The sequence below is a fragment of the Qipengyuania sp. YIM B01966 genome (assembly GCF_016461955.1).
Lineage (GTDB): Bacteria > Pseudomonadota > Alphaproteobacteria > Sphingomonadales > Sphingomonadaceae > QFOP01.
The window spans coordinates 127,424-145,405 of the sequence record NZ_JADMNM010000001.1; the positions used below are offsets into that span (position 1 = coordinate 127,424).

The 17,982-nt window shown below is 66.1% G+C and carries 21 protein-coding genes; 10 read left to right on the top strand and 11 right to left on the bottom strand.

The features are described 5' to 3' along the window. Positions 1-29: 29 nt before the first annotated feature. From ILT46_RS00675 to ILT46_RS00720, 10 genes are all read right to left on the bottom strand, one after another. Positions 30-245 (bottom strand): hypothetical protein, encoded by a 216-nt coding sequence (locus tag ILT46_RS00675; RefSeq protein WP_199502705.1) that lies wholly within the window; start codon positions 243-245, stop codon positions 30-32. Continuing rightward, a complete protein-coding gene (gene ccoS, locus ILT46_RS00680) occupies positions 242-397 on the bottom strand; it encodes a cbb3-type cytochrome oxidase assembly protein CcoS (protein WP_199502706.1) in 156 nt (51 codons plus the stop codon). The genes ILT46_RS00675 and ccoS overlap by 4 nt, the downstream gene beginning before the upstream one ends. Next, positions 394-2,523 carry a heavy metal translocating P-type ATPase gene (locus ILT46_RS00685; protein ID WP_199502707.1) on the bottom strand — a complete coding sequence of 710 codons (2,130 nt, stop codon included), beginning with the start codon at positions 2,521-2,523 and terminating at the stop codon, positions 394-396. Before ILT46_RS00685 ends, ccoS begins: the two co-directional genes overlap by 4 nt. After that, a complete protein-coding gene (locus ILT46_RS00690) occupies positions 2,523-2,969 on the bottom strand; it encodes a FixH family protein (protein ID WP_199502708.1) in 447 nt (148 codons plus the stop codon). Before ILT46_RS00690 ends, ILT46_RS00685 begins: the two co-directional genes overlap by 1 nt. Continuing rightward, positions 2,969-4,522, bottom strand: a complete 1,554-nt coding sequence (gene ccoG / locus ILT46_RS00695; protein ID WP_199502709.1) for a cytochrome c oxidase accessory protein CcoG — start codon at positions 4,520-4,522, stop codon at positions 2,969-2,971. Before ccoG ends, ILT46_RS00690 begins: the two co-directional genes overlap by 1 nt. Next, on the bottom strand, positions 4,509-5,429 hold the full coding sequence (gene ccoP, locus ILT46_RS00700; RefSeq protein ID WP_199502710.1) for a cytochrome-c oxidase, cbb3-type subunit III: 921 nt from the start codon (positions 5,427-5,429) through the stop codon (positions 4,509-4,511). The genes ccoG and ccoP overlap by 14 nt, the downstream gene beginning before the upstream one ends. After that, positions 5,419-5,583 (bottom strand): cbb3-type cytochrome c oxidase subunit 3, encoded by a 165-nt coding sequence (locus tag ILT46_RS00705; protein ID WP_199502711.1) that lies wholly within the window; start codon positions 5,581-5,583, stop codon positions 5,419-5,421. Before ILT46_RS00705 ends, ccoP begins: the two co-directional genes overlap by 11 nt. After that, entirely contained in the window at positions 5,580-6,326 is a 747-nt protein-coding gene (ccoO, locus tag ILT46_RS00710) for a cytochrome-c oxidase, cbb3-type subunit II (RefSeq protein ID WP_199502712.1), read from the bottom strand. Before ccoO ends, ILT46_RS00705 begins: the two co-directional genes overlap by 4 nt. Before the next feature lie 11 nt (positions 6,327-6,337). Continuing rightward, on the bottom strand, positions 6,338-7,996 hold the full coding sequence (gene ccoN / locus ILT46_RS00715; RefSeq protein ID WP_199502713.1) for a cytochrome-c oxidase, cbb3-type subunit I: 1,659 nt from the start codon (positions 7,994-7,996) through the stop codon (positions 6,338-6,340). Between the two features lie 79 nt (positions 7,997-8,075). Next, the gene (locus ILT46_RS00720) at positions 8,076-8,777 is read right to left on the bottom strand and encodes a helix-turn-helix domain-containing protein (RefSeq protein WP_199502714.1); all 702 of its coding nucleotides are present in this window, start codon (positions 8,775-8,777) and stop codon (positions 8,076-8,078) included. 141 nt (positions 8,778-8,918) lie between these two features. On the opposite strand from ILT46_RS00720, the gene ILT46_RS00725 reads away from it, so the two are divergent. Next, the gene (locus ILT46_RS00725) at positions 8,919-9,587 is read left to right on the top strand and encodes an OmpW/AlkL family protein (protein WP_199502715.1); all 669 of its coding nucleotides are present in this window, start codon (positions 8,919-8,921) and stop codon (positions 9,585-9,587) included. Positions 9,588-9,591: 4 nt separating this feature from the next. Here the strand turns inward: ILT46_RS00725 and ILT46_RS00730 are convergent, their stop codons facing one another. Continuing rightward, the gene (locus tag ILT46_RS00730) at positions 9,592-10,341 is read right to left on the bottom strand and encodes a Crp/Fnr family transcriptional regulator (protein ID WP_199502716.1); all 750 of its coding nucleotides are present in this window, start codon (positions 10,339-10,341) and stop codon (positions 9,592-9,594) included. 89 nt (positions 10,342-10,430) lie between these two features. On the opposite strand from ILT46_RS00730, the gene ILT46_RS00735 reads away from it, so the two are divergent. The 9 genes from ILT46_RS00735 to ILT46_RS00770 all read left to right on the top strand — a co-directional run bounded on the left by ILT46_RS00735 (position 10,431) and on the right by ILT46_RS00770 (position 17,981). Continuing rightward, entirely contained in the window at positions 10,431-11,162 is a 732-nt protein-coding gene (locus ILT46_RS00735; RefSeq protein ID WP_233396875.1) for an OmpA family protein, read from the top strand. A 2-nt stretch (positions 11,163-11,164) separates the two neighbouring features. Continuing rightward, positions 11,165-11,293, top strand: a complete 129-nt coding sequence (locus ILT46_RS12255; protein ID WP_255528335.1) for a hypothetical protein — start codon at positions 11,165-11,167, stop codon at positions 11,291-11,293. After that, on the top strand, positions 11,290-11,778 hold the full coding sequence (locus tag ILT46_RS00740; RefSeq protein ID WP_199502717.1) for a hypothetical protein: 489 nt from the start codon (positions 11,290-11,292) through the stop codon (positions 11,776-11,778). Before ILT46_RS12255 ends, ILT46_RS00740 begins: the two co-directional genes overlap by 4 nt. Before the next feature lie 71 nt (positions 11,779-11,849). Further along, complete coding sequence (locus ILT46_RS00745; protein ID WP_370592272.1) at positions 11,850-12,221, top strand: response regulator; 372 nt, start codon at positions 11,850-11,852, stop codon at positions 12,219-12,221. Positions 12,222-12,277: 56 nt separating this feature from the next. Beyond that, on the top strand, positions 12,278-14,233 hold the full coding sequence (gene acs, locus ILT46_RS00750) for an acetate--CoA ligase (protein WP_199503065.1): 1,956 nt from the start codon (positions 12,278-12,280) through the stop codon (positions 14,231-14,233). After that, a complete protein-coding gene (locus tag ILT46_RS00755) occupies positions 14,230-15,072 on the top strand; it encodes an HpcH/HpaI aldolase/citrate lyase family protein (RefSeq protein WP_370592273.1) in 843 nt (280 codons plus the stop codon). The genes acs and ILT46_RS00755 overlap by 4 nt, the downstream gene beginning before the upstream one ends. A gap of 73 nt (positions 15,073-15,145) precedes the next feature. Beyond that, positions 15,146-16,330: an acyl-CoA dehydrogenase gene (locus ILT46_RS00760; protein WP_199502718.1), complete on the top strand. Its 1,185-nt coding sequence runs from the start codon at positions 15,146-15,148 to the stop codon at positions 16,328-16,330. Then, positions 16,330-16,977 carry a maleylacetoacetate isomerase gene (gene maiA, locus ILT46_RS00765; protein ID WP_199502719.1) on the top strand — a complete coding sequence of 216 codons (648 nt, stop codon included), beginning with the start codon at positions 16,330-16,332 and terminating at the stop codon, positions 16,975-16,977. Before ILT46_RS00760 ends, maiA begins: the two co-directional genes overlap by 1 nt. Further along, the gene (locus tag ILT46_RS00770; protein WP_199502720.1) at positions 16,974-17,981 is read left to right on the top strand and encodes a fumarylacetoacetate hydrolase family protein; all 1,008 of its coding nucleotides are present in this window, start codon (positions 16,974-16,976) and stop codon (positions 17,979-17,981) included. Before maiA ends, ILT46_RS00770 begins: the two co-directional genes overlap by 4 nt. Position 17,982 lies beyond the last annotated feature (1 nt).

Genomic DNA, 17,982 nt, shown 5'->3' on the forward strand with positions numbered 1-17,982 from the left:
TGCCTGCCCGGCGCGGGCCTGTCCTTGCGTCAGATCAAACGTTTGCGGCAGGGCCCGGAATGGCAGGCCTTCATCGTGCATTGACCGGGCAGATCATGCCGGTTCTCGCCCCCGCCGACCGGGATCTCGATCGTGCCGCCATTGCACAGCCGCGCGGTCAGCACGGCGCCTGCCGGCTCGGCCGCAGGCAGCGGGCCGACGATCATCGGCAACAGCGTCAGCAGCGCAAAGGCGGGCGCGCTCATCTCTGTTGCTCCTCCTCGTCATCGATCAGGATGCGATTGGCCGCGCCGTCGAGATCTTCGAACTGGCCATTCCGCATTGCCCAGAAGAAGAAGGCGAGCCCCATCGCCCCCATGCCAAGCGCCAGCGGGATGAGATAAGCAAGGATGCTCATCGTGCTTGCCGCGCCAGCCGGAGCGAATTGCCCACCACCACCAGCGAACTGGACGACATGGCCAGTGCCGCAATGAGCGGCGTAACCATGCCAAACAGCGCCAGCGGCACCGCAAAGACGTTGTAGATGATGGCAAAGCCGATGTTCTGGCGCACCACGCGCATCGTCGCGCGGGCCACCCGCACCGCCAGCGCGACCGGCGCCAGCCGCTCGCCGATGAACACCGCGTCGGCCGCCTGCTGGCTGGCATCGCTGGCCGTGCCGGGCGCGATCGAGGCGTGTGCGGCGGCGAGTGCCGGGCCGTCATTGAGCCCGTCACCAACCATCAACGGCCGGTGCCCCGCAGCTTTCAGCGCATCGAGCGCGGCGAGCTTGTCGGCCGGCGACAGCCCGGCCTCTGCCGGAAGGCCCAGCGCGCGCGCCGCGTCTTCTACCGCTGCCGGCCGGTCGCCCGACAGCAGCCGGCTGGCAATGCCCATTGCGGCAAGCTCGCCGATGGTGTCGCCCGCATCCGGGCGCAGCGCGTCAGCAAAGGGGATGGTCCACTGGCGGGCGCCGATGCGCAGCGTGCTGGCGAGCGCGGCACTATCGTCCACCGCGCGTTCGAGCGCGACCTCCTCCCCGTTCAGCCGACCATGCAGGCCAACGCCGCTGGTTTCGGCAATCTCGCTGACAGGGGCCGGTTCGACCCCGCGCGCCTGCAACGCGGCGGCCAACCCCCGGCTAAGCGGGTGGCGGCTGGTCTGCGCCAATGCCAAAGCCACGCGCTGCGCTTCGTCATCAAGCCCGGCGAGATCGGGGCGCGGTTCGCCCAGCGTGAGCGTGCCGGTCTTGTCGAACAGCGCAATATCGACCTCGGCCAGCCGTTCAAGCGCAGTGCCGTCCTTGACCATCAGGCCGCGCCGCAGCAGCGCACTGCTGGCGACGACCTGCGCCGCCGGCACGGCAAGACCCATCGCGCAGGGACAGGTGATGATCAGCACCGCCACCGCGATGGTCAACGCCTGGTGCCAGCCCGCCCCGGCAACCATCCACCCGGCAAAAGCCAGCGCCGCCAGCGTGTGCACTGCCGGTGCATAAAGGCGCGAGGCACGGTCGGCGATGCGAACATAGCGGCTGCGCGACTGGCCCGCCTCGTCCATCAACCGGGCGATTTCGGCAATCGCAGTATCTTGCGCCGCGGCGGTGATCTGCACGCGCAGCGGGCCGAGCAGATTGATCGCCCCGGCGTGCACCAGCGCGCCCACGCCGACCGGTTCGGGCCGGCTTTCTCCCGTCAGCATCGAATTGTCGACCGCGCCGCGCCCCTCGGTCACGCGGCCATCGGCGGCCAGCGCCTCGCCCGCTGCCAGCAGCATGATCATTCCCGGTTCGAGCCGGTCGGCGTCCACCCGGCGGGTGCTGCCATCGGGCTGGACCACGCTGGCGCTGCGCCCCATCCGCCCGAGCAGCGCGCCGATGCCTGCGCGCGTGCGGTCGCGCATCATCGCATCGAGCGTACGGCCCGCGAGGAGGAAGAACAGCAGCATCACCGCGCCGTCGAAATAGGCGTGATGGCCGCCGATCACCGTCTCGTAAAAGCTCATCGCGGTGGCAAGGATCACCCCGATCGAGATCGGCACGTCCATATTTGTGCGCCCATAGCGCAGTGCCATCGCGGCCGAGGCGAAAAACGGCCGGCCAGCATAGGCAACCACCGGCAGCGCGATCAGCGCCGACAGCCAGTGAAACAGCTCGCGCGTGACCCCGCCCGCACCCGACCACACGCTGACCGATAGCAGCATGATGTTCATCATGCCGAACCCTGCCACCGCCAGCGCGCGCAGCAGCTTGCGGGTTTCTGCATCGTCCTGCGCCAATGGATTGGCCGCCACCGCCTGCGCCTCGAACCCGAGCCGGCGCAGCGCTTCGATCAGATCATCCTCGTCCAGCTGCGGATCATGGCGCACCGCCACCCGCTTGGCCGAAAAGTTGACTCGCGCGGCGTCGATCCCGGGAATTTCTGCCAGCCCGCGCTCGATCTTGCCGATGCAGCCGGCACAACGCATTCCGGGCACCGTCAGCCGTGTGTCGACCCGCTGGGCAACGGTCTCGGTAGGTTTCGGCGGAGCGGCGAGCGCGCCCATCAGCCGATTTCCCGTTCCGTCCGCCAATGCTTGCCGTCGCTGTCGATGATTACCCGCACGATCCAGCGGCCGGCCGGCAGCGCGCCAGGCGCGAGGAACTGCCCGGCTGCATGCTCGGCGAGCGTCAGCCGGCGCGCATCGGGCGGGCCGACCGGGCGGCGGATTTCGGCGACCACGTCGGCACCTGCCGGTACCCCTGCGGTTGCCACTTCCAGCGCTCCGCTGGCATGGCGGCGCGGGGTCGCCTCCCACCCAAGCTGGCGCTGCGCGTCGGCCTCCTTCAGCCAGCTATTGTAGTTCTGGCTGGCGACATACGAGTTTTCGACAACCACGCCGCCGAAATCGCGCGCCGCCAGATACGCCATCAGGAAATTGACCGCGATGACGATGCCGAAGCCCACCACCAGGATTACCGCCATGTGGCGGCCCGTGAACGGCCCGCGCATCACTCGCCGCCCGGCGCGGTAAAGCGCGTTGCGGCGCTGTCGGTTTCGCGCTGATCGTCGAGCGAGACGACCGTAAAGTTGAAATCCGTCGCCGCGGTCCCCGCCGGGGCCATGACATAGGTCCGCACGGTCTGGATCGCATCCGGGCCGACAGCAATCTTCTGTGTCGGCGCGGCCTGCTCTGCCGGGATGGTGCCAGTCCACATCCGCGCGCCGTCGAGCCCGCTGATGCCGATCTCCATCGTCCTCGGGCGGCTTTCCATGTTGCGGATGCGCAGCGTGTAGGAATTGCGGATCGACCCGTCGCTCATCAGCATGAAGGGCGGGTTGCGATCGGGCGAGGCGGTCAGCTCGGTATGCGTCCGCGCGCCCAGCGCGAACAGCAGCGCAAGGCCGATGGCCGCCCACACGCCGGTGTAGATCAGCGTGCGCGGGCGCAGCAGCGTCTTCCAGACGGGCCTCGGTTCGGCACCCGCCGCCTCGCGCTCGCAATCTTCCAGCGTTGCATAATCGATCAGCCCGCGCGGGCGGCCGACTTCGGCCATCACCCGATCGCAGGCATCGATGCATAGCGCACAGGTGATGCAGCCGACCTGCGGCCCTTCCCGGATGTCGATCCCAGTGGGGCACACCGCGACGCATTGGCGGCAGTCGATGCAATCGCCGAACGCGGTTGGATTGCGTTCGGCCTTCTTGACGCTGCCGCGCGGCTCGCCGCGCCAGTCCTTATAAGTGACAATCAGCGATTTCTCGTCAAGCATCGCGGTCTGGATGCGCGGCCACGGGCACATATAGATGCACACCTGCTCGCGCATGAAGCCGCCCAGCGCGACCGTGGTAAAGGTCAGGATGCCAACGGTGATATAGGCCACCGGCGCCGCCTGCCCGGTGAAGAAATCGCGCAGCAGTGTCGGCGCGTCGGCAAAATAGAGGATCCACGCCCCGCCTGTGACGAGACCGACCAGCACATAGATCGACCATTTGAACGCCCTGCGGGCAATCTTGGCCGGGCCCCAGGGTGCCTTGTCGAGGCGGATACGGGCGTTGCGGTCACCATCGACCAGCCGGTCGATATGCTGATAAAGATCGGTCCACACGGTTTGCGGGCAGGCATAGCCGCACCATGCCCGGCCGACCGCGCTGGTAACCAGGAACAGGCCGATCCCGGCCATGATGAGCAGACCGGCGACAAAATAGAATTCGTGCGGCCAGATCTCGATGCCGAACATGTAGAAGCGGCGGTTGGCCAGATCGACCAGCACCGCCTGATCGGGCGCGTAGGGCCCGCGATCCCAGCGGATCCACGGCGTTACGTAATAGATCGCCAGCGTGACGAACATGACGAACCACTTGAACCGCCGGAACGGCCCGTCGATCCGCTGGTTATGCACCACCTCGCGCTTGGCGTAGAGCTTCTCCGGCAGCGTCTGCCGGGCGGGCTCGGCCGGGGCGTGACGCTCGGTCGTCGCCTCGGGCTCGGCTATCGCGCTACTGACCGGCTGCTGCGTCTTGACGACGCCATCAGCAACAATCGGATCGTCAGGGTTGTTCATCTACCTGTACCGCCGGGTTTTCGGCGACCTCCACGAAGTCTTCCCCGCCCCCGAGCGAATGTACATAAGCAGCCAGCATCTTGATTGTAACCGGGTCAAGCCGGCCCTGCCACATCGGCATCATGCCCATGCGCGGCTGCAGGATCTGTTCGCGCAGTGCCTCGCGGCTCGATCCGCGCAGCCAGATCGCATCGTTCAGCCGCGGCGCACCCTGGGCGCGATCGCCTTCGCCGGCAGGGCCGTGGCAGGCAACGCAATTGTCGGCATAGAACTGCGCGCCGGCCGCGTTCGGCTTGCCCTTGCCGCTCAGCGACAGGACATGGTCGATCAGCGCATTCATCTGGCCATCGTCGAGTGCGCCGGCGAAAGCGGGCATCTGGCTCATCCGGGTCTGTTCGTGACCTGGCTGGCGGATGCCGTGCGTCAGCGTGTATTCGATCGCCTTGAGGTCGCCGCCCCACAGCCAGTCATCATCGTTGAGGTTGGGATAACCAGGGCTGCCCGCCGCGCCCGAGCCGTGGCACTGGACGCAATTAACCAGGAACGCCGCGCGCCCGCCGGCCACCGCCTGCTGCATCAGCTGGCTGTTTTCGGGGAGCCGCTCGATCGGGATCATCGCCAGCTGATTGCGAAACTCGGCACGGCCATCGTCGGCTACGCGCAGCTCGTTCGCAAGCTGCCCGCGGCTGGTCCACCCGAGCACCCCTTCGGTCCCCTTGCTCAGCAGCGGCCAGGCGGGATAGGCGATCACATAGCCGATCGAGAACAGGATGGTCAGGTAGAACAGCCACAGCCACCAGCGCGGCATCGGCGTGTCGAGTTCCTCGATCCCGTCCCATTGATGGCCGACCGTTTGCGTGCCCGTGGGCTCGTCGATCCGCTGGTTCAATCCGGGCTTATTCGCCATCGTTACCGTCCTTGAAGATCGAAGTGGCTGCCGCCTGGCTGTGCTTGCGCCCGCCTGGCCGGAAAGGCCACAGACACAGTGCCAGGAAAATCACCACCATGATTGCCAGCCCGTAGGTGTCGGCGAAATGCCGCAGGCTGTCATATGTCGTCACCGCCCGCGCTCCTGCGCCAGCTCTTCCTGCGCGGCGGCGCTGTTCACATCGACCAGCGTGCCGAGCATCTGGAGATAGGCAACCAGCGCGTCCATTTCCGTCACCCGGCCGGGATTGCCGTCGAAGTCGCGAATCTGCGCCTTGGGATAACGCTGCGCCAGATCGCCGGCATCACTGTCCGGATCGGCCTGCGCGCGCAGATCGTTGTTAGCGGCGGCGATATCAGCCTTGGTATAGGGCACGCCTACCCGGGTCAGCGCGCGCAGCTTTGCGGCCTGGTCGAGGTCTTCGACATCGCGTTCGGCGAGGAAGCTGTATTGGGGCATGATGCTTTCAGGGACCACGCTCTGCGGGTTGCGCAAATGCTGGACGTGCCATTCATCCGAATAGCGGCCGCCCACGCGGGCAAGGTCAGGCCCGGTCCGCTTCGAGCCCCACTGGAACGGGTGATCATACATCGATTCGGCAGCCAGGCTGTAATGGCCGTAGCGTTCGACCTCGTCACGGAACGGACGGATCATCTGGCTGTGGCAGGTATAGCAGCCTTCGCGGATATAGATGTCGCGCCCCGCCTGTTCGAGCGGGGTGTAGGGGCGCATCCCGTCCACCTTCTCGATCGTGTTGTCGATCCAGAACAGGGGGGCGATTTCCACGATCCCGCCGATCGCCACGACCACGAAGGTCGCGACGCCCAGCAGCGTGATGTTGCGCTCGAGCTTTTTGTGGCGCTCGGTCATGCTCATGGCGGCAGGTCCTATTCGGCCGGAACGGCAGTGGTGATCGGGCGGTCGGCTTGCGGATCATAGGCCGCGTCGCGCATCGGCGCTTCCTCGCGCAGGCGGCCGGCAAGCGTCTGCCACATATTGTAGACCATGATCCCGGCACCGCCGAGGTACAGCAGCCCGCCAAACGCGCGCATCAGATACATCGGGTGCAGCGCGGCGACGGTATCGACGAAGCTGTTCACCAGATAGCCGTCAGCCCCGTATTCGCGCCACATCAGGCCCTGGGTGATCCCGGCGACCCACATCGACGAGGCGTAGAACACAATCCCGATGGTTGCGAGCCAGAAGTGCCAGTTGATCATCCGCAGCGAATACATCCGCTCGCGGTTCCACAGGCGCGGCACGAGATAATAGACCGCGGCAAAGGTGATCATCCCGTTCCACCCCAGCGCGCCGGAATGGACGTGGCCAATGGTCCAGTCGGTATAATGCGACAGGCTGTTGACGAACTTGATCGACAGCATCGGACCTTCGAAGGTGCTCATCCCGTAGAATGCGAGCGCCATCACCATCATGCGGATGATCGGATCGGTGCGGATCTTGTCCCACGCGCCATTGAGCGTCATCAGACCGTTGATCATCCCGCCCCAGCTGGGCATCCACAGCATGACCGAGAACACCATCCCGAGCGTCTGCGCCCAGTCGGGCAGCGCGGTATAGTGGAGGTGATGCGGGCCGGCCCAGATGTAGAGGAAGATCAGCGACCAGAAGTGGATGATCGACAGCCGGTAGGAATAGACCGGGCGTTCGGCCTGCTTGGGCACGAAGTAATACATCATCGCTAGGAAGCCGGCGGTGAGGAAGAATCCGACCGCGTTATGGCCATACCACCACTGCGTCAGCGCATCCTGCACGCCGGAAAACGCGCTGTAGCTCTTGGCGCCCAGCAGACTGACCGGCATCGCGAGATTGTTGACGATGTGGAGCATCGCGATGGTGACGATGAACGCGAGGTAAAACCAATTGGCGACATAGATGTGCGGTTCATGCCGGCGTACGATGGTGCCAATGAACACCACCGCGTACGCGACCCAGACGATCGTCAGCCACAGATCGACGTACCATTCGGGCTCGGCATATTCCTTCGACTGGGTGATGCCGAGAAGATAGCCGGTCGCCGCCAGCACGATGAACAGCTGGTAACCCCAGAATACGAACCGGGCGAGCGCGGGGAAGGCGAGCTGCGTGCGGCAGGTCCGCTGCACAACATAGAAGCTGGTCGCGATCAGCGCGTTACCGCCAAACGCGAAGATCACCGCCGATGTATGCAGCGGGCGCACGCGGCCGAAATTGAAATATGGTTCGAAATTGAGCTGTGGAAACGCCAGCTGGAGCGCGATGAACAGCCCCGCCAGGAAGCCTGCAATCCCCCAGAACATGGTCGCGAGCACGCCCCAGCGCACCGGATCGTCATCATACCGCGACGGCCCTTCCGGCATGTGGAAGATGCTCTGCGCGCGGGCGAGCGGGTTGTAATTGCCGGCGGTCACCCACAGCAGGATGAAGGCAGCAGCGCCGACAATCGCCATGTGAATGGCAAAGCCGGTATCCTTGGCGGCAGCCACGGCCAGCACTGCGACAATCAGCAGCCCGAACCAGAGCCCCACGCGTCCAAGCGTCGATTCCATGGGAAAATAATCTCCTTGCCCCGAGCGCTCTAAGACGCGCCGCAAGTGCCTGCATTGATCCAGAACAAAATCGGCAAATTTACGGCGAACGCAATTCTACATGGCCCGCATGGGCAGCCAAGGTAGCCGGCTGCAACAGACGGACATGGGCGCGGCCTTGTGTCCTCAGCCATCCGGCGCTGCGCATCTCGCTGAATTGCCGGCTGACCGTTTCAATCGTCAGGCCGAGGCTGTCGGCAATGTCCCGGCGCGACATTGGCAGGTCGAGGGTGATCTCGCCCCCCTCGGCGTGCCCGATCCGCTCGGCCATGCCCACGAGAAAGCTGGCAACCCGTTCGCCGGCATTTTTTCGTCCCAGCCCGACCGCCTTGTCGCGGCAGCGGTGCAGCGCCGTAAGAACGCGTTGCAACAGCCCGGTGAGGACCGCCGGATTACCGGCAATCGCCGCGTGCATCTCGCTGGCGGGGAAGATGAGCAGGTGCGTCGGCTCGAGCGCGTTCAGACTATAGCTGTGCAGCGAGTGCGCCGGAACCGAGACGATGTCGCCGGCAAAATGAAACGCAACGATCTGCTCGCGCCCGGCTGAAGCACTCGCCACCAGTTTGGTCGAACCTTGCGCGATATAGACAAACAGGTCGCGCCGGTGATCGAGTGGCGCACTGCCGCCGCGCGATACCCGCACCTCCTGCGCCAAAGCGGCAAGATGACCCGCCAGCTGGCTTGGCGGGGGCGCACCGCACAGCGCGGTAAGCAGCGGCTCCAATGTCTCGGTCTTGTTCATCGTTTGCCCGGGCATGCGCGCAAAAGCGTTGCGCGTCTTTGACCAGGATCAATGAACGGACCCGGCGCCTCCGTAAATTGGCGCTCGCATCGTGCAGACCGGCCGCGTGGGGCGACCGGCATGATGCCAGGAATACAACAGATGAAATTCGTTACCGCCGCCGCCGCGATCGGGGCCCTGACCCTGATCGCCAATCCTGCCGCCGCGCAGGATCGCACCGGGACCGTGCAGGTCAAGCTGCTTGGCACGGCCGTGCTGCCCGATGGCAAGATCACCGAAGTCGTCACCAACGGGCCGGGCCTGCCGGCCACGCTGCAGACCGAGGCGGACGACAATTACGTGCCGACTGCCGCAATCGAATATTTCGTGTCGGACAATTTCTCGCTCGAAACGATCTGCTGCATCACGCAGCACGACGTCACCGCGACGACCGGCCTGCCGGGCGCCGAACTGGTGTCGGATGCCAAGCTGATTCCGGCGACGCTGACCGCCAAATATCACCTCAATGCCGGCGGTATCCGCCCCTATGTCGGTGCCGGGGCGACGTATTTCCTGTGGGTCGATGTCGATCCGGGCGCGGCGACGCTGCCACTGGGCGTGACCGACACCGAACTGTCGAACGAATTCGGCCTGGTTCTGCAAGCCGGTGTCGACGTGCCGGTCAACGGCAGCACGGCTGTGACGTTCGATGCCAAGCGGTATTTCGTCGATACCACGGCCAGCTGGTATGTCGGCGGGACCAAGGTCATCGAAACTGAACACCAGCTCGACCCGTGGGTTGTCAGCGCCGGTGTCGCCTTCCGCTTCTGAGCGGTCAACCTGCGCGATCCTCGAGCGCCGCGCGCTCGAGGATCGTTACTTCCCGGCGCGACGGGAGATCGATGATCCCGTCACGCTTCAACCGGGTCAGCTGCCGGCTGACGGTCTCGATCGTCAGCCCAAGCACGTCGGCGATCTGCTGACGTGTCATCGGCAGCTCGATGCGCCGCGGTGCGCCATCGCCCGCAGCAAAGCCCGCGCCGCAGTCTTGAGTGTGCCCCAGCCGGTCGGCCATTTCGATCAGGAAACTGGCGATTTTCTGTTCGGCATTCATCCGCCCCAGCAGCAACATCCAGCGCCGCGTCCGGTCGAGTTCGGCCAGCGTGCGTTCCAGCAGCTTATGCTCTAGCCGCGGATGTTCACGCGCGAATCGGTCGAAGTCGCGCCGTTCGAAGACGCACACCCGTGCGTCCGTCAGCGCCTCCACCCCATAGGGCGTGGTCTCGCCGAACGGACGGCCGAGGAAATCGGACGGGTACACCAACCCGAGGATCTGCTCGCGCCCGTCCGTCGTCTGGCTCGACAGCTTCATCACCCCGTCGACCACGGTTGCCACCAGTGCGGCCTCGTCGCCCTCCCACAACAGCTGCTCGCCCGCTGCGACGTCGCGGCGCCGGCCGATGGCGTTGAGCGCCGCCAGTTCATCCTGCTCGAGATCGGCGCAGATCGCGCGGTTGCGCACCGCACAGGCGGCGCAGGCAGGGGCCAGCGGAGCAGGGATAGTGTTGGCAGCAGCGGCAGACATCGCCTCCCCCTTAGAGGCCGGATGCGGTCCTTGCCAAGCCGGTTGGGCCCCGGTGGACCCGCGCCGGACCACGCGCTAGGAGGCCGGCGATGGAGCTGCACCCTGCCTTGTCGATCGCGGCCGGTGCCGCCGGCGCCGCACTGCTGGGCGCACTGTCGGGCTGGGTGAGCGGCCCGGCGCTGGCGGACCATTTGGCACAAGCGAGCGCGCAGGCGGTCGTTGCAACGGGGACGCCGCAGATCAGCGCATCCTTTCGCACCGATGGCGGCTGGCCGACCCGGCACCCGACCCTTGCCGGCGGCGAGGGGCTGGCCGACCCGTTGCGCCTGCGCGCGGCCAGCGCCGTGCGCGCAGTGCCGGGCGTTGCCAGCGTGATGTGGGCCGATGGCAGCGCGCGGGCAGCTGCGGCGCCGCCGCCGATCGATTGCCAGGCCGATGTCAACGCGCTGCTCAAGACGCGCACAATCCGGTTCGAGGCGGCCAGTAGCCAGCTCGACATGGTCAGCCGGACGCTGATCGACGAGGTTGCCAATGCGCTCCGGCCGTGTGCCGGCAGCGTGATCTCGATCATCGGCCATACCGACGATTCAGGAGCCGAAGCCGATAACCTCGCGCTATCGGCAGCGCGCGCGGAAGCGGTGCGGCAGGCGCTGATTGCGCGCGGCATTGCAGGCAGCGACCTTCGATCCAGCGGCGTCGGGGCGCGCGCGCCAGTGCAAGGGCTCAAGCCCGAAGACCCGGCCAACCGGCGGATCGAATTCGCGGTCGTCTCGACTCGGCCGATCGTACCGACGCCGATCGACACCCCGGCGGCGCGCTGACCATGCCGATCGTGGTTGAAACCGCACTGCTCGCCCTGCTGGCCTATGCGGTCGGGGTAATGGCCGGCTGGCTGCTCTGGAGCCGCGACCCGACTGCCGAGATTGACGAGAAAGAGGAGGACGAGCTGTGATCGAGTTGATGGAAGCCAATTGGCCGGTGCTGTTGGCCGCGCTGCTGCTGGGATTGGGGGTGGCCTGGTTCGCCTTTACCGCCACGCGCCGCACGCGCGTCGATACCGACCGGCGCGATGTCCTCGACGAAGGGGCTGCACCGACTCAGCGCAACCAGGCGCTGATCGATGCCCCGCCGGTCGCCGCTGCGCCGCCGACAAGGGCCCCCACCCCCGCTGCGACGCCGGCGGTGGCTTCGGCAAGTACCGCCGACGATCTCACCCGCATCAAGGGGCTCGGGCCCAAGCTGGCCGAGCAATTGGGTGCGTTGGGAGTGACCTCCTATGCGCAGATCGCCGGCTGGGATGATGCGGCGATCGACCGGATCGACGCGCAACTCGGCCGCTTTCAGGGCCGCATCCGCCGCGATGACTGGGTGACGCAGGCCCGGCTGCTGGCGGAAGCTGACCGGGCCGCTTACGAGGAACGCTACGGGCGTCTGTGAGCCAGCGGGAACTCAACGCCATGTGCGGCGTTGCATCAGTTCGGTCGCGCCTCGGATCGAAAGGATTTCGTGTGCCTATAGCCGACCCTGCCCCCCGAATTCTGGTTGCCGAAGATGAATTCATCATCGGCTGCGATCTGTGCGACACTGTGGCCGAAGCCGGGTTTGTCGTCGAGGGGCCGCATGAAACCGTCGAATCAGCGATGCGCGCGGCCGCCTATCAGGCACCTGACCTCGCGATTCTCGACATCCGGCTGGGGGGCGGCGAGGTGTTTCCGCTGGCCGAGCAATTGATGGCGCAGGATGTACCGGTGATCTTCCATTCGGGACAAGTCACTGTGGACGAGGTGCACGAACGGTTCCCCGATGCGCTGGCCTGCGCCAAGCCGTGCCCGCCCGCGCAGATGATTGCCCTGATCGACGAGGCGTTGCAGGCGCATTGACCCTGCGCGCCGGCGCGGCCTATCGCTGGGGTAACATTCCCAGCGAAGGGCCGCCCATGTTTCACGAGCCGCACCGCGTTCCCGCCGCCTGGGCCGATCGGGCCCTGATCTCGCGCGATAGTTACGCCGAACGCTGGCGCCGCTCGGTCGCTGACCCCGACGGGTTCTGGCGCGAGGAAGCGCAGCGGATTGACTGGCTGCGCCCGTTCGATACCGTCAAGGACACCAGCTTCGCTGCCGAGGATTTCCGCATCCGCTGGTTTGAGGGCGGGCAGCTCAACATCGCCGCGAACTGCCTCGACCGGCATCTGCCAGAGCGCGGCGAGCAGCCGGCGATCCTGTGGGAGGCTGACGATCCGGCAGCGCCGGGGCGCACGCTGACGTATCGCCAGCTTCACACCGAAGTATGCCGGCTGGGCAACGCGCTCAAGCGGCTCGGCGTGGCGCGCGGCGACCGGGTGACGATCTACCTGCCGATGGTGCCCGAGGCGGTCATCGCCATGCTCGCCTGCGCGCGGATCGGCGCGGTTCATTCGGTGGTGTTCGGCGGCTTTTCGCCCGATGCCCTCGCCGGGCGGATCGAGGATTGCGGCAGCCGCGTGGTCATCACCGCGGATGAGGGGCGGCGCGGCGGCAAGCCGGTGCCGCTGAAGGCCAATGTCGATGCCGCGCTGAACAAGGTGGCCGCAGATCACGTCATCGTGCTGCGCCATACCGGCGCGCAGGTTCCGATGGTCGAGGGCCGCGACCGCTGGTGGGCCGATATCGTCGCCAGCGAATCCACCGACTGTCCGGCCGAGGCGATGGACGCCGAAGACCCGCTGTTCATTCTCTATACCAGCGGTTCGACCGGCAAGCCCAAGGGCGTGCTCCACACCACTGGCGGCTATGCCGTGTGGACGGCGATGACCTTCCAATATGTGTTCGATTACCAGCCGGGCGATGATAGCCGGATGCCGGTCTATTGGTGCGCTGCCGATGTCGGCTGGGTCACGGGCCATTCCTATGTCGCCTATGCCCCTCTAATGAACGGCGCGACGCAGGTGATGTTCGAAGGCATCCCCAGCTATCCCGACCACGGTCGGTTCTGGCAGATCATCGACAAATACCAGGTCGAGATTTTCTACGCCGCGCCCACCGCTTTGCGCGCCCTGATGCGCGAAGGTGATGATTACGTGACAAGAGCCAGCCGCAGGAGCCTGAAACTGCTCGGCTCGGTGGGGGAACCGATCAACCCAGAGGCCTGGGAGTGGTACTGGCGCGTGGTCGGCGAAGGGCGCTGCCCAATCGTCGATACCTGGTGGCAGACCGAAACCGGCGGGGCGATGATCACCCCGCTGCCGGGTGCCACCGACTTGAAGCCAGGCAGCGCGTCAAAACCAATGTTCGGTGTGCAGCCGGCACTGGTCGACAGCGATGGCACGGTGCTGGACGGTGTGGCCGAGGGGGCGCTCGTTATCCTCGACAGCTGGCCCGGCCAGATGCGCACCGTGTTCGGCGATCACGAGCGTTTCTTCCAGACCTATTTCACCACCTTCCCCGGCACCTATTTCACCGGCGATGGCTGCCGCCGCGATGCCGATGGCTATTACTGGATTACCGGGCGGATCGATGACGTGATAAACGTCTCGGGCCACCGGATGGGTACGGCCGAAATCGAAAGCGCGCTGGTCGAACATCCGGCAGTCGCAGAGGCGGCAGTGGTGGGCATGCCGCACGATGTGAAGGGCCAAGGCATTTACGCTTATGTCACGCCGATGGAGGGCGCCGCGCCCGACGATGCCTTGCGGGCAGAACTGGTCCAGTGGGTGCGCAAGGATATCGGCCCCATCGCCACGCCTGACGTGATCCAGTTCGCCCCCGCTCTGCCCAAGACCCGCAGCGGCAAGATCATGCGGCGTATCCTGCGCAAGATTGCCGAGGGCGATATTGGCAATCTGGGCGACATTTCGACGCTGGCCGATCCGGCGGTGGTGGACGATCTGCTGGCCAATCGGCAGACAAGCGGATGATGCCGCCGCTGCGCACTGCGCTCTACCTGCCGGCTAATCGCGCTTCGGCAGCGGCCAAGGCGCGGGCTGCGCCGTGCGATGCGGTAATCCTCGACCTGGAGGATGCCGTCGCGCCCGAAGCCAAGGACGAGGCGCGCGCAGCAGCCATGGCCGCCGCAACCGAGGGCGGGTTTGGCAGCCGGCTGCTGGTCGTGCGCGCCAATGGTGGCGGCTCGGCCTGGGGCGCGGCCGATCTCGCTGCCTTGGCAGACGCGCCGGTCGCCGCCGTGTTGTTGCCCAAGGTGTCCGCCCCGGCCGACCTTACCGCCGCGCGCGCTGTGCTGCCGGCCCATATCGCGCTGTGGGCGATGGTCGAAACTTGCGCAGCCATGCTTGATCTCGCCGCCATCTGCCGCGAGGGGCGCGCGCTCGGTTTAGCCGCGCTGCTGATGGGCACCAATGACCTCGCGCTCGAAATGCGCTGCACGCTGGATGCAGAGCGGAGCGCCGTGTTGCCGGTGTTGACGCAGGCCGTGGTCTGCGCGCGGGCGCATGGGCTGGCGGTGCTGGACGGGGTATTCAACCGTCTCGACGACGAAGCCGGTCTCGCCCATGAAGCGCGCCAGGCCGCCGCGCTGGGATTTGACGGCAAGACCGCGATCCACCCCGCGCAGCTTGGGCCGATCAACGCCGCTTTTACCCCCGATGCCGCCGCAATCGCCCGCGCCCAAGGCATCGTCGCCGCCTTCGCCGCGCCCGAAAACGCCGGCAAGGGCGCAATCCGGCACGAGGGTGCGATGGTCGAACTGCTCCATCTGCGCGAGGCTGAGCGCGTGCTGGCGCTGGCCGCGCACCAATAGGCGGCCGCCGCCCGCATCGCCCCCCTTGCGGCGGCGGCGCGGCCCTGCAATGGCTGGTTGCAAAGGAGACTTTATGGCCGGCATGGCACCGTTCGCCTGGGACGATCCGTTCCAGCTCGACCAGCAATTGAGCGAAGAAGAGCGGATGATCCGCGACGCGGCCCACGGCTTTGCGCAAAGCGAGCTGCAACCGCGCGTGATCAAGGCCTTCCGCGAGGAAGTTGATGCGCCCGAACTGTTCCCGCTGATGGGACAAGCCGGCCTGCTCGGCGCGACCGTGCCCGAAGAATATGGCGGCGCCGGCGCAAGCTATGTCGCCTATGGCCTCATCGCGCGCGAGATCGAGCGGGTGGATTCGGGCTATCGCTCGATGGCGAGCGTCCAGTCGAGCCTGGTGATGTATCCGATCCACGCTTATGGCTCGGAAGAGCAGCGGCGCAAATATCTACCCGGTCTTGCGCGGGGCGAGCTGATCGGCTGCTTCGGCCTGACTGAACCCGATGCCGGCAGCGATCCCGCCGGGATGAACACCACCGCGCGCAAGGTGGATGGCGGCTACGTCCTCAATGGCTCCAAGACGTGGATCTCCAATTCTCCTTTTGCCGATGTGTTCGTCGTCTGGGCCAAGAGCGAGGCGCATGGCGGCGGCATTCGCGGCTTCGTGCTCGACAAGGGGATGAAGGGGCTGAGCGCGCCCAAGATCGAGGGCAAATTGTCGCTGCGCGCCAGTACCACCGGGATGATCGTGATGGACGATGTCGAGGTGGGCGAAGACGCGCTGTTACCTGATGTGCAGGGGCTCAAGGGGCCGTTCGGCTGCCTCAACCGGGCGCGCTACGGCATTTCCTGGGGCGCGTTGGGCGCGGCGGAATTCTGCTTCCACGCGGCGCGCAGCTACGGCCTTGAACGCCACCAGTTCGGTGTGCCGCTGGCCTCGAAGCAGATCTTCCAGCTCAAGCTGGCCGACATGATGACCGACATCGCGCTGGGCCTGCAAGCCAGCCTGCGCGTCGGCCGGCTGATGGACGAAGGCGCCTTCGCGCCCGAGATGATCAGCATCGTCAAGCGCAACAATGTCGGCAAGGCGCTGGCCATTGCCCGTACTGCGCGCGATATGCATGGCGGCAATGGCATATCGGAGGATTATCAGGTCATCCGCCACATGGTGAACCTCGAAACGGTCAACACCTATGAAGGCACGCATGATGTCCATGCGTTGATCCTGGGCCGGGCGATCACGGGGATCGCGGCATTTTGATGCGCCTCCATGCCTATTACCGCAGCTCCACCTCGTACCGGCTGCGGATTGCGCTCAATCTCAAGCAGCTCGAATATTCGGTTGTCCCGGTGAACCTGCTCGCTGCCGAGCAGCGCGAGCCGGAATTCACCGCGCGCAACCCGTTCGGCGGGGTGCCGATGCTCGAGGCCGATGGCCGCGAACGAGCACAGAGCATGGCGATCCTCGAATGGCTCGACGAGGCATATCCCGCGGCGCCGCTGCTGCCTGCCGATATCGAGGCGCGCTTCACCGTGCGCGAACTGGCCTACGCCATCGCCACAGAGCTGCACGCGCCCCTCAACCTGCCGGTGCTGACCTATCTCAAACGCGAATTCGGCCGCTCGCAGGACGAAATCGACCTGTGGTACCGCCACTTCCTCGCCCGCACGCTGACCGGGGTCGAGGCGCGACTGGCGCAAACCGGCGCGGGTGATTTCCTCCTCGACCAGCCCGGCTTGTTCGAATCTGTGCTGATCCCGCAGCTATACAATGCGCGGCGCTTCGCCTTTGACATGGCACCCTACCCCCACCTCGCGCGGATCGAGGCGGCGTGTTTGCCGCTGCCCGCCTTTATCGCCGCCCATCCCGACAACCAGCCCGACAATCCGGAGAACCAGCGCCCATGAAACTCGCCTCGCTCAAACATGGCCGCGACGGGCGGCTGGTGGTCGTCTCGAAGGACCTGACGCGCTATTGCGCCGCCGACAACATCGCGCCCACCTTGCAAGCCGCGCTCGACAATTGGGGGGAAGTCGCGCCGCGGCTGGAGGCCCTCTACCGCGATGTCGAACATCAGGCGGTGCCGTGCGAACGGTTCCACGAGCGCGAGGCGCATTCGCCGCTGCCGCGCGCGCATCACTGGGCCGATGGCAGCGCCTATATCAACCATGTCGAGCTGGTGCGGCAGGCGCGCGGGGCCGAGGTGCCCGAGAGCTTCTATCACGATCCGCTGATGTATCAGGGCGGGTCAGACCGCTTCCTTGCTCCGCGTGACCCGATCCCACTGGGCGATGTCACCTGGGGCTGCGACATGGAGGGCGAGATCGCCTGCATCACTGACGATGTGCCGATGGGCGTCTCGGCGGCCGATGCGGCTGGCCATATCAAGCTGCTGATGCTGGTCAACGATGTTTCGCTGCGCGGCCTTATCCCCGGCGAACTGGCCAAAGGGTTCGGCTTCTACCAGTCGAAGCCCGCCAGCGCCTTCTCGCCCGTAGCGGTGACGCCGGACGAGCTGGGCGATGCCTGGCAGGGCAATGTCATCCACCTGCCGCTGATGGTCGACCATAACGGCCAGCCGTTCGGCCGCGCCAATGCCGGGCGTGATGCGATCTTCAGCCTCGCCGATCTGATTGCGCACGCCGCCAAGACCCGCGAGCTCGGGCCGGGGTCGATCATCGGGTCGGGCACGGTGTCGAACAAGGGCGCCGATGGCGGGCCGGGCAAGCCGGTGGCCGCCGGCGGCGACGGCTATTCGTGCATTGCGGAGATCCGCATGATCGAAACCATCGCCGATGGCGCGCCGAAAACGCCGTTCATGCAGCCCGGCGATACGGTCCGGGTCGAAATGCGCGATGCCGAGGGGCACTCGATCTTCGGCGCGATCGAGCAGGAAGTGGTCACCGCCTAAG

Coding starts and splice junctions, on each gene's coding strand:
- ILT46_RS00675 (WP_199502705.1), bottom strand. CDS start 245: ATGAGCGCGCCCGCCTTTGCGCTGCTGACGCTGTTGCCGATGATCGTC.
- ccoS (WP_199502706.1), bottom strand. CDS start 397: ATGAGCATCCTTGCTTATCTCATCCCGCTGGCGCTTGGCATGGGGGCG.
- ILT46_RS00685 (WP_199502707.1), bottom strand. CDS start 2,523: ATGGGCGCGCTCGCCGCTCCGCCGAAACCTACCGAGACCGTTGCCCAG.
- ILT46_RS00690 (WP_199502708.1), bottom strand. CDS start 2,969: ATGCGCGGGCCGTTCACGGGCCGCCACATGGCGGTAATCCTGGTGGTG.
- ccoG (WP_199502709.1), bottom strand. CDS start 4,522: ATGAACAACCCTGACGATCCGATTGTTGCTGATGGCGTCGTCAAGACG.
- ccoP (WP_199502710.1), bottom strand. CDS start 5,429: ATGGCGAATAAGCCCGGATTGAACCAGCGGATCGACGAGCCCACGGGC.
- ccoO (WP_199502712.1), bottom strand. CDS start 6,326: ATGAGCATGACCGAGCGCCACAAAAAGCTCGAGCGCAACATCACGCTG.
- ccoN (WP_199502713.1), bottom strand. CDS start 7,996: ATGGAATCGACGCTTGGACGCGTGGGGCTCTGGTTCGGGCTGCTGATT.
- ILT46_RS00720 (WP_199502714.1), bottom strand. CDS start 8,777: ATGAACAAGACCGAGACATTGGAGCCGCTGCTTACCGCGCTGTGCGGT.
- ILT46_RS00725 (WP_199502715.1), top strand. CDS start 8,919: ATGAAATTCGTTACCGCCGCCGCCGCGATCGGGGCCCTGACCCTGATC.
- ILT46_RS00730 (WP_199502716.1), bottom strand. CDS start 10,341: ATGTCTGCCGCTGCTGCCAACACTATCCCTGCTCCGCTGGCCCCTGCC.
- ILT46_RS00735 (WP_233396875.1), top strand. CDS start 10,431: ATGGAGCTGCACCCTGCCTTGTCGATCGCGGCCGGTGCCGCCGGCGCC.
- ILT46_RS12255 (WP_255528335.1), top strand. CDS start 11,165: ATGCCGATCGTGGTTGAAACCGCACTGCTCGCCCTGCTGGCCTATGCG.
- acs (WP_199503065.1), top strand. CDS start 12,278: ATGTTTCACGAGCCGCACCGCGTTCCCGCCGCCTGGGCCGATCGGGCC.
- ILT46_RS00755 (WP_370592273.1), top strand. CDS start 14,230: ATGATGCCGCCGCTGCGCACTGCGCTCTACCTGCCGGCTAATCGCGCT.
- ILT46_RS00760 (WP_199502718.1), top strand. CDS start 15,146: ATGGCCGGCATGGCACCGTTCGCCTGGGACGATCCGTTCCAGCTCGAC.
- maiA (WP_199502719.1), top strand. CDS start 16,330: ATGCGCCTCCATGCCTATTACCGCAGCTCCACCTCGTACCGGCTGCGG.
- ILT46_RS00770 (WP_199502720.1), top strand. CDS start 16,974: ATGAAACTCGCCTCGCTCAAACATGGCCGCGACGGGCGGCTGGTGGTC.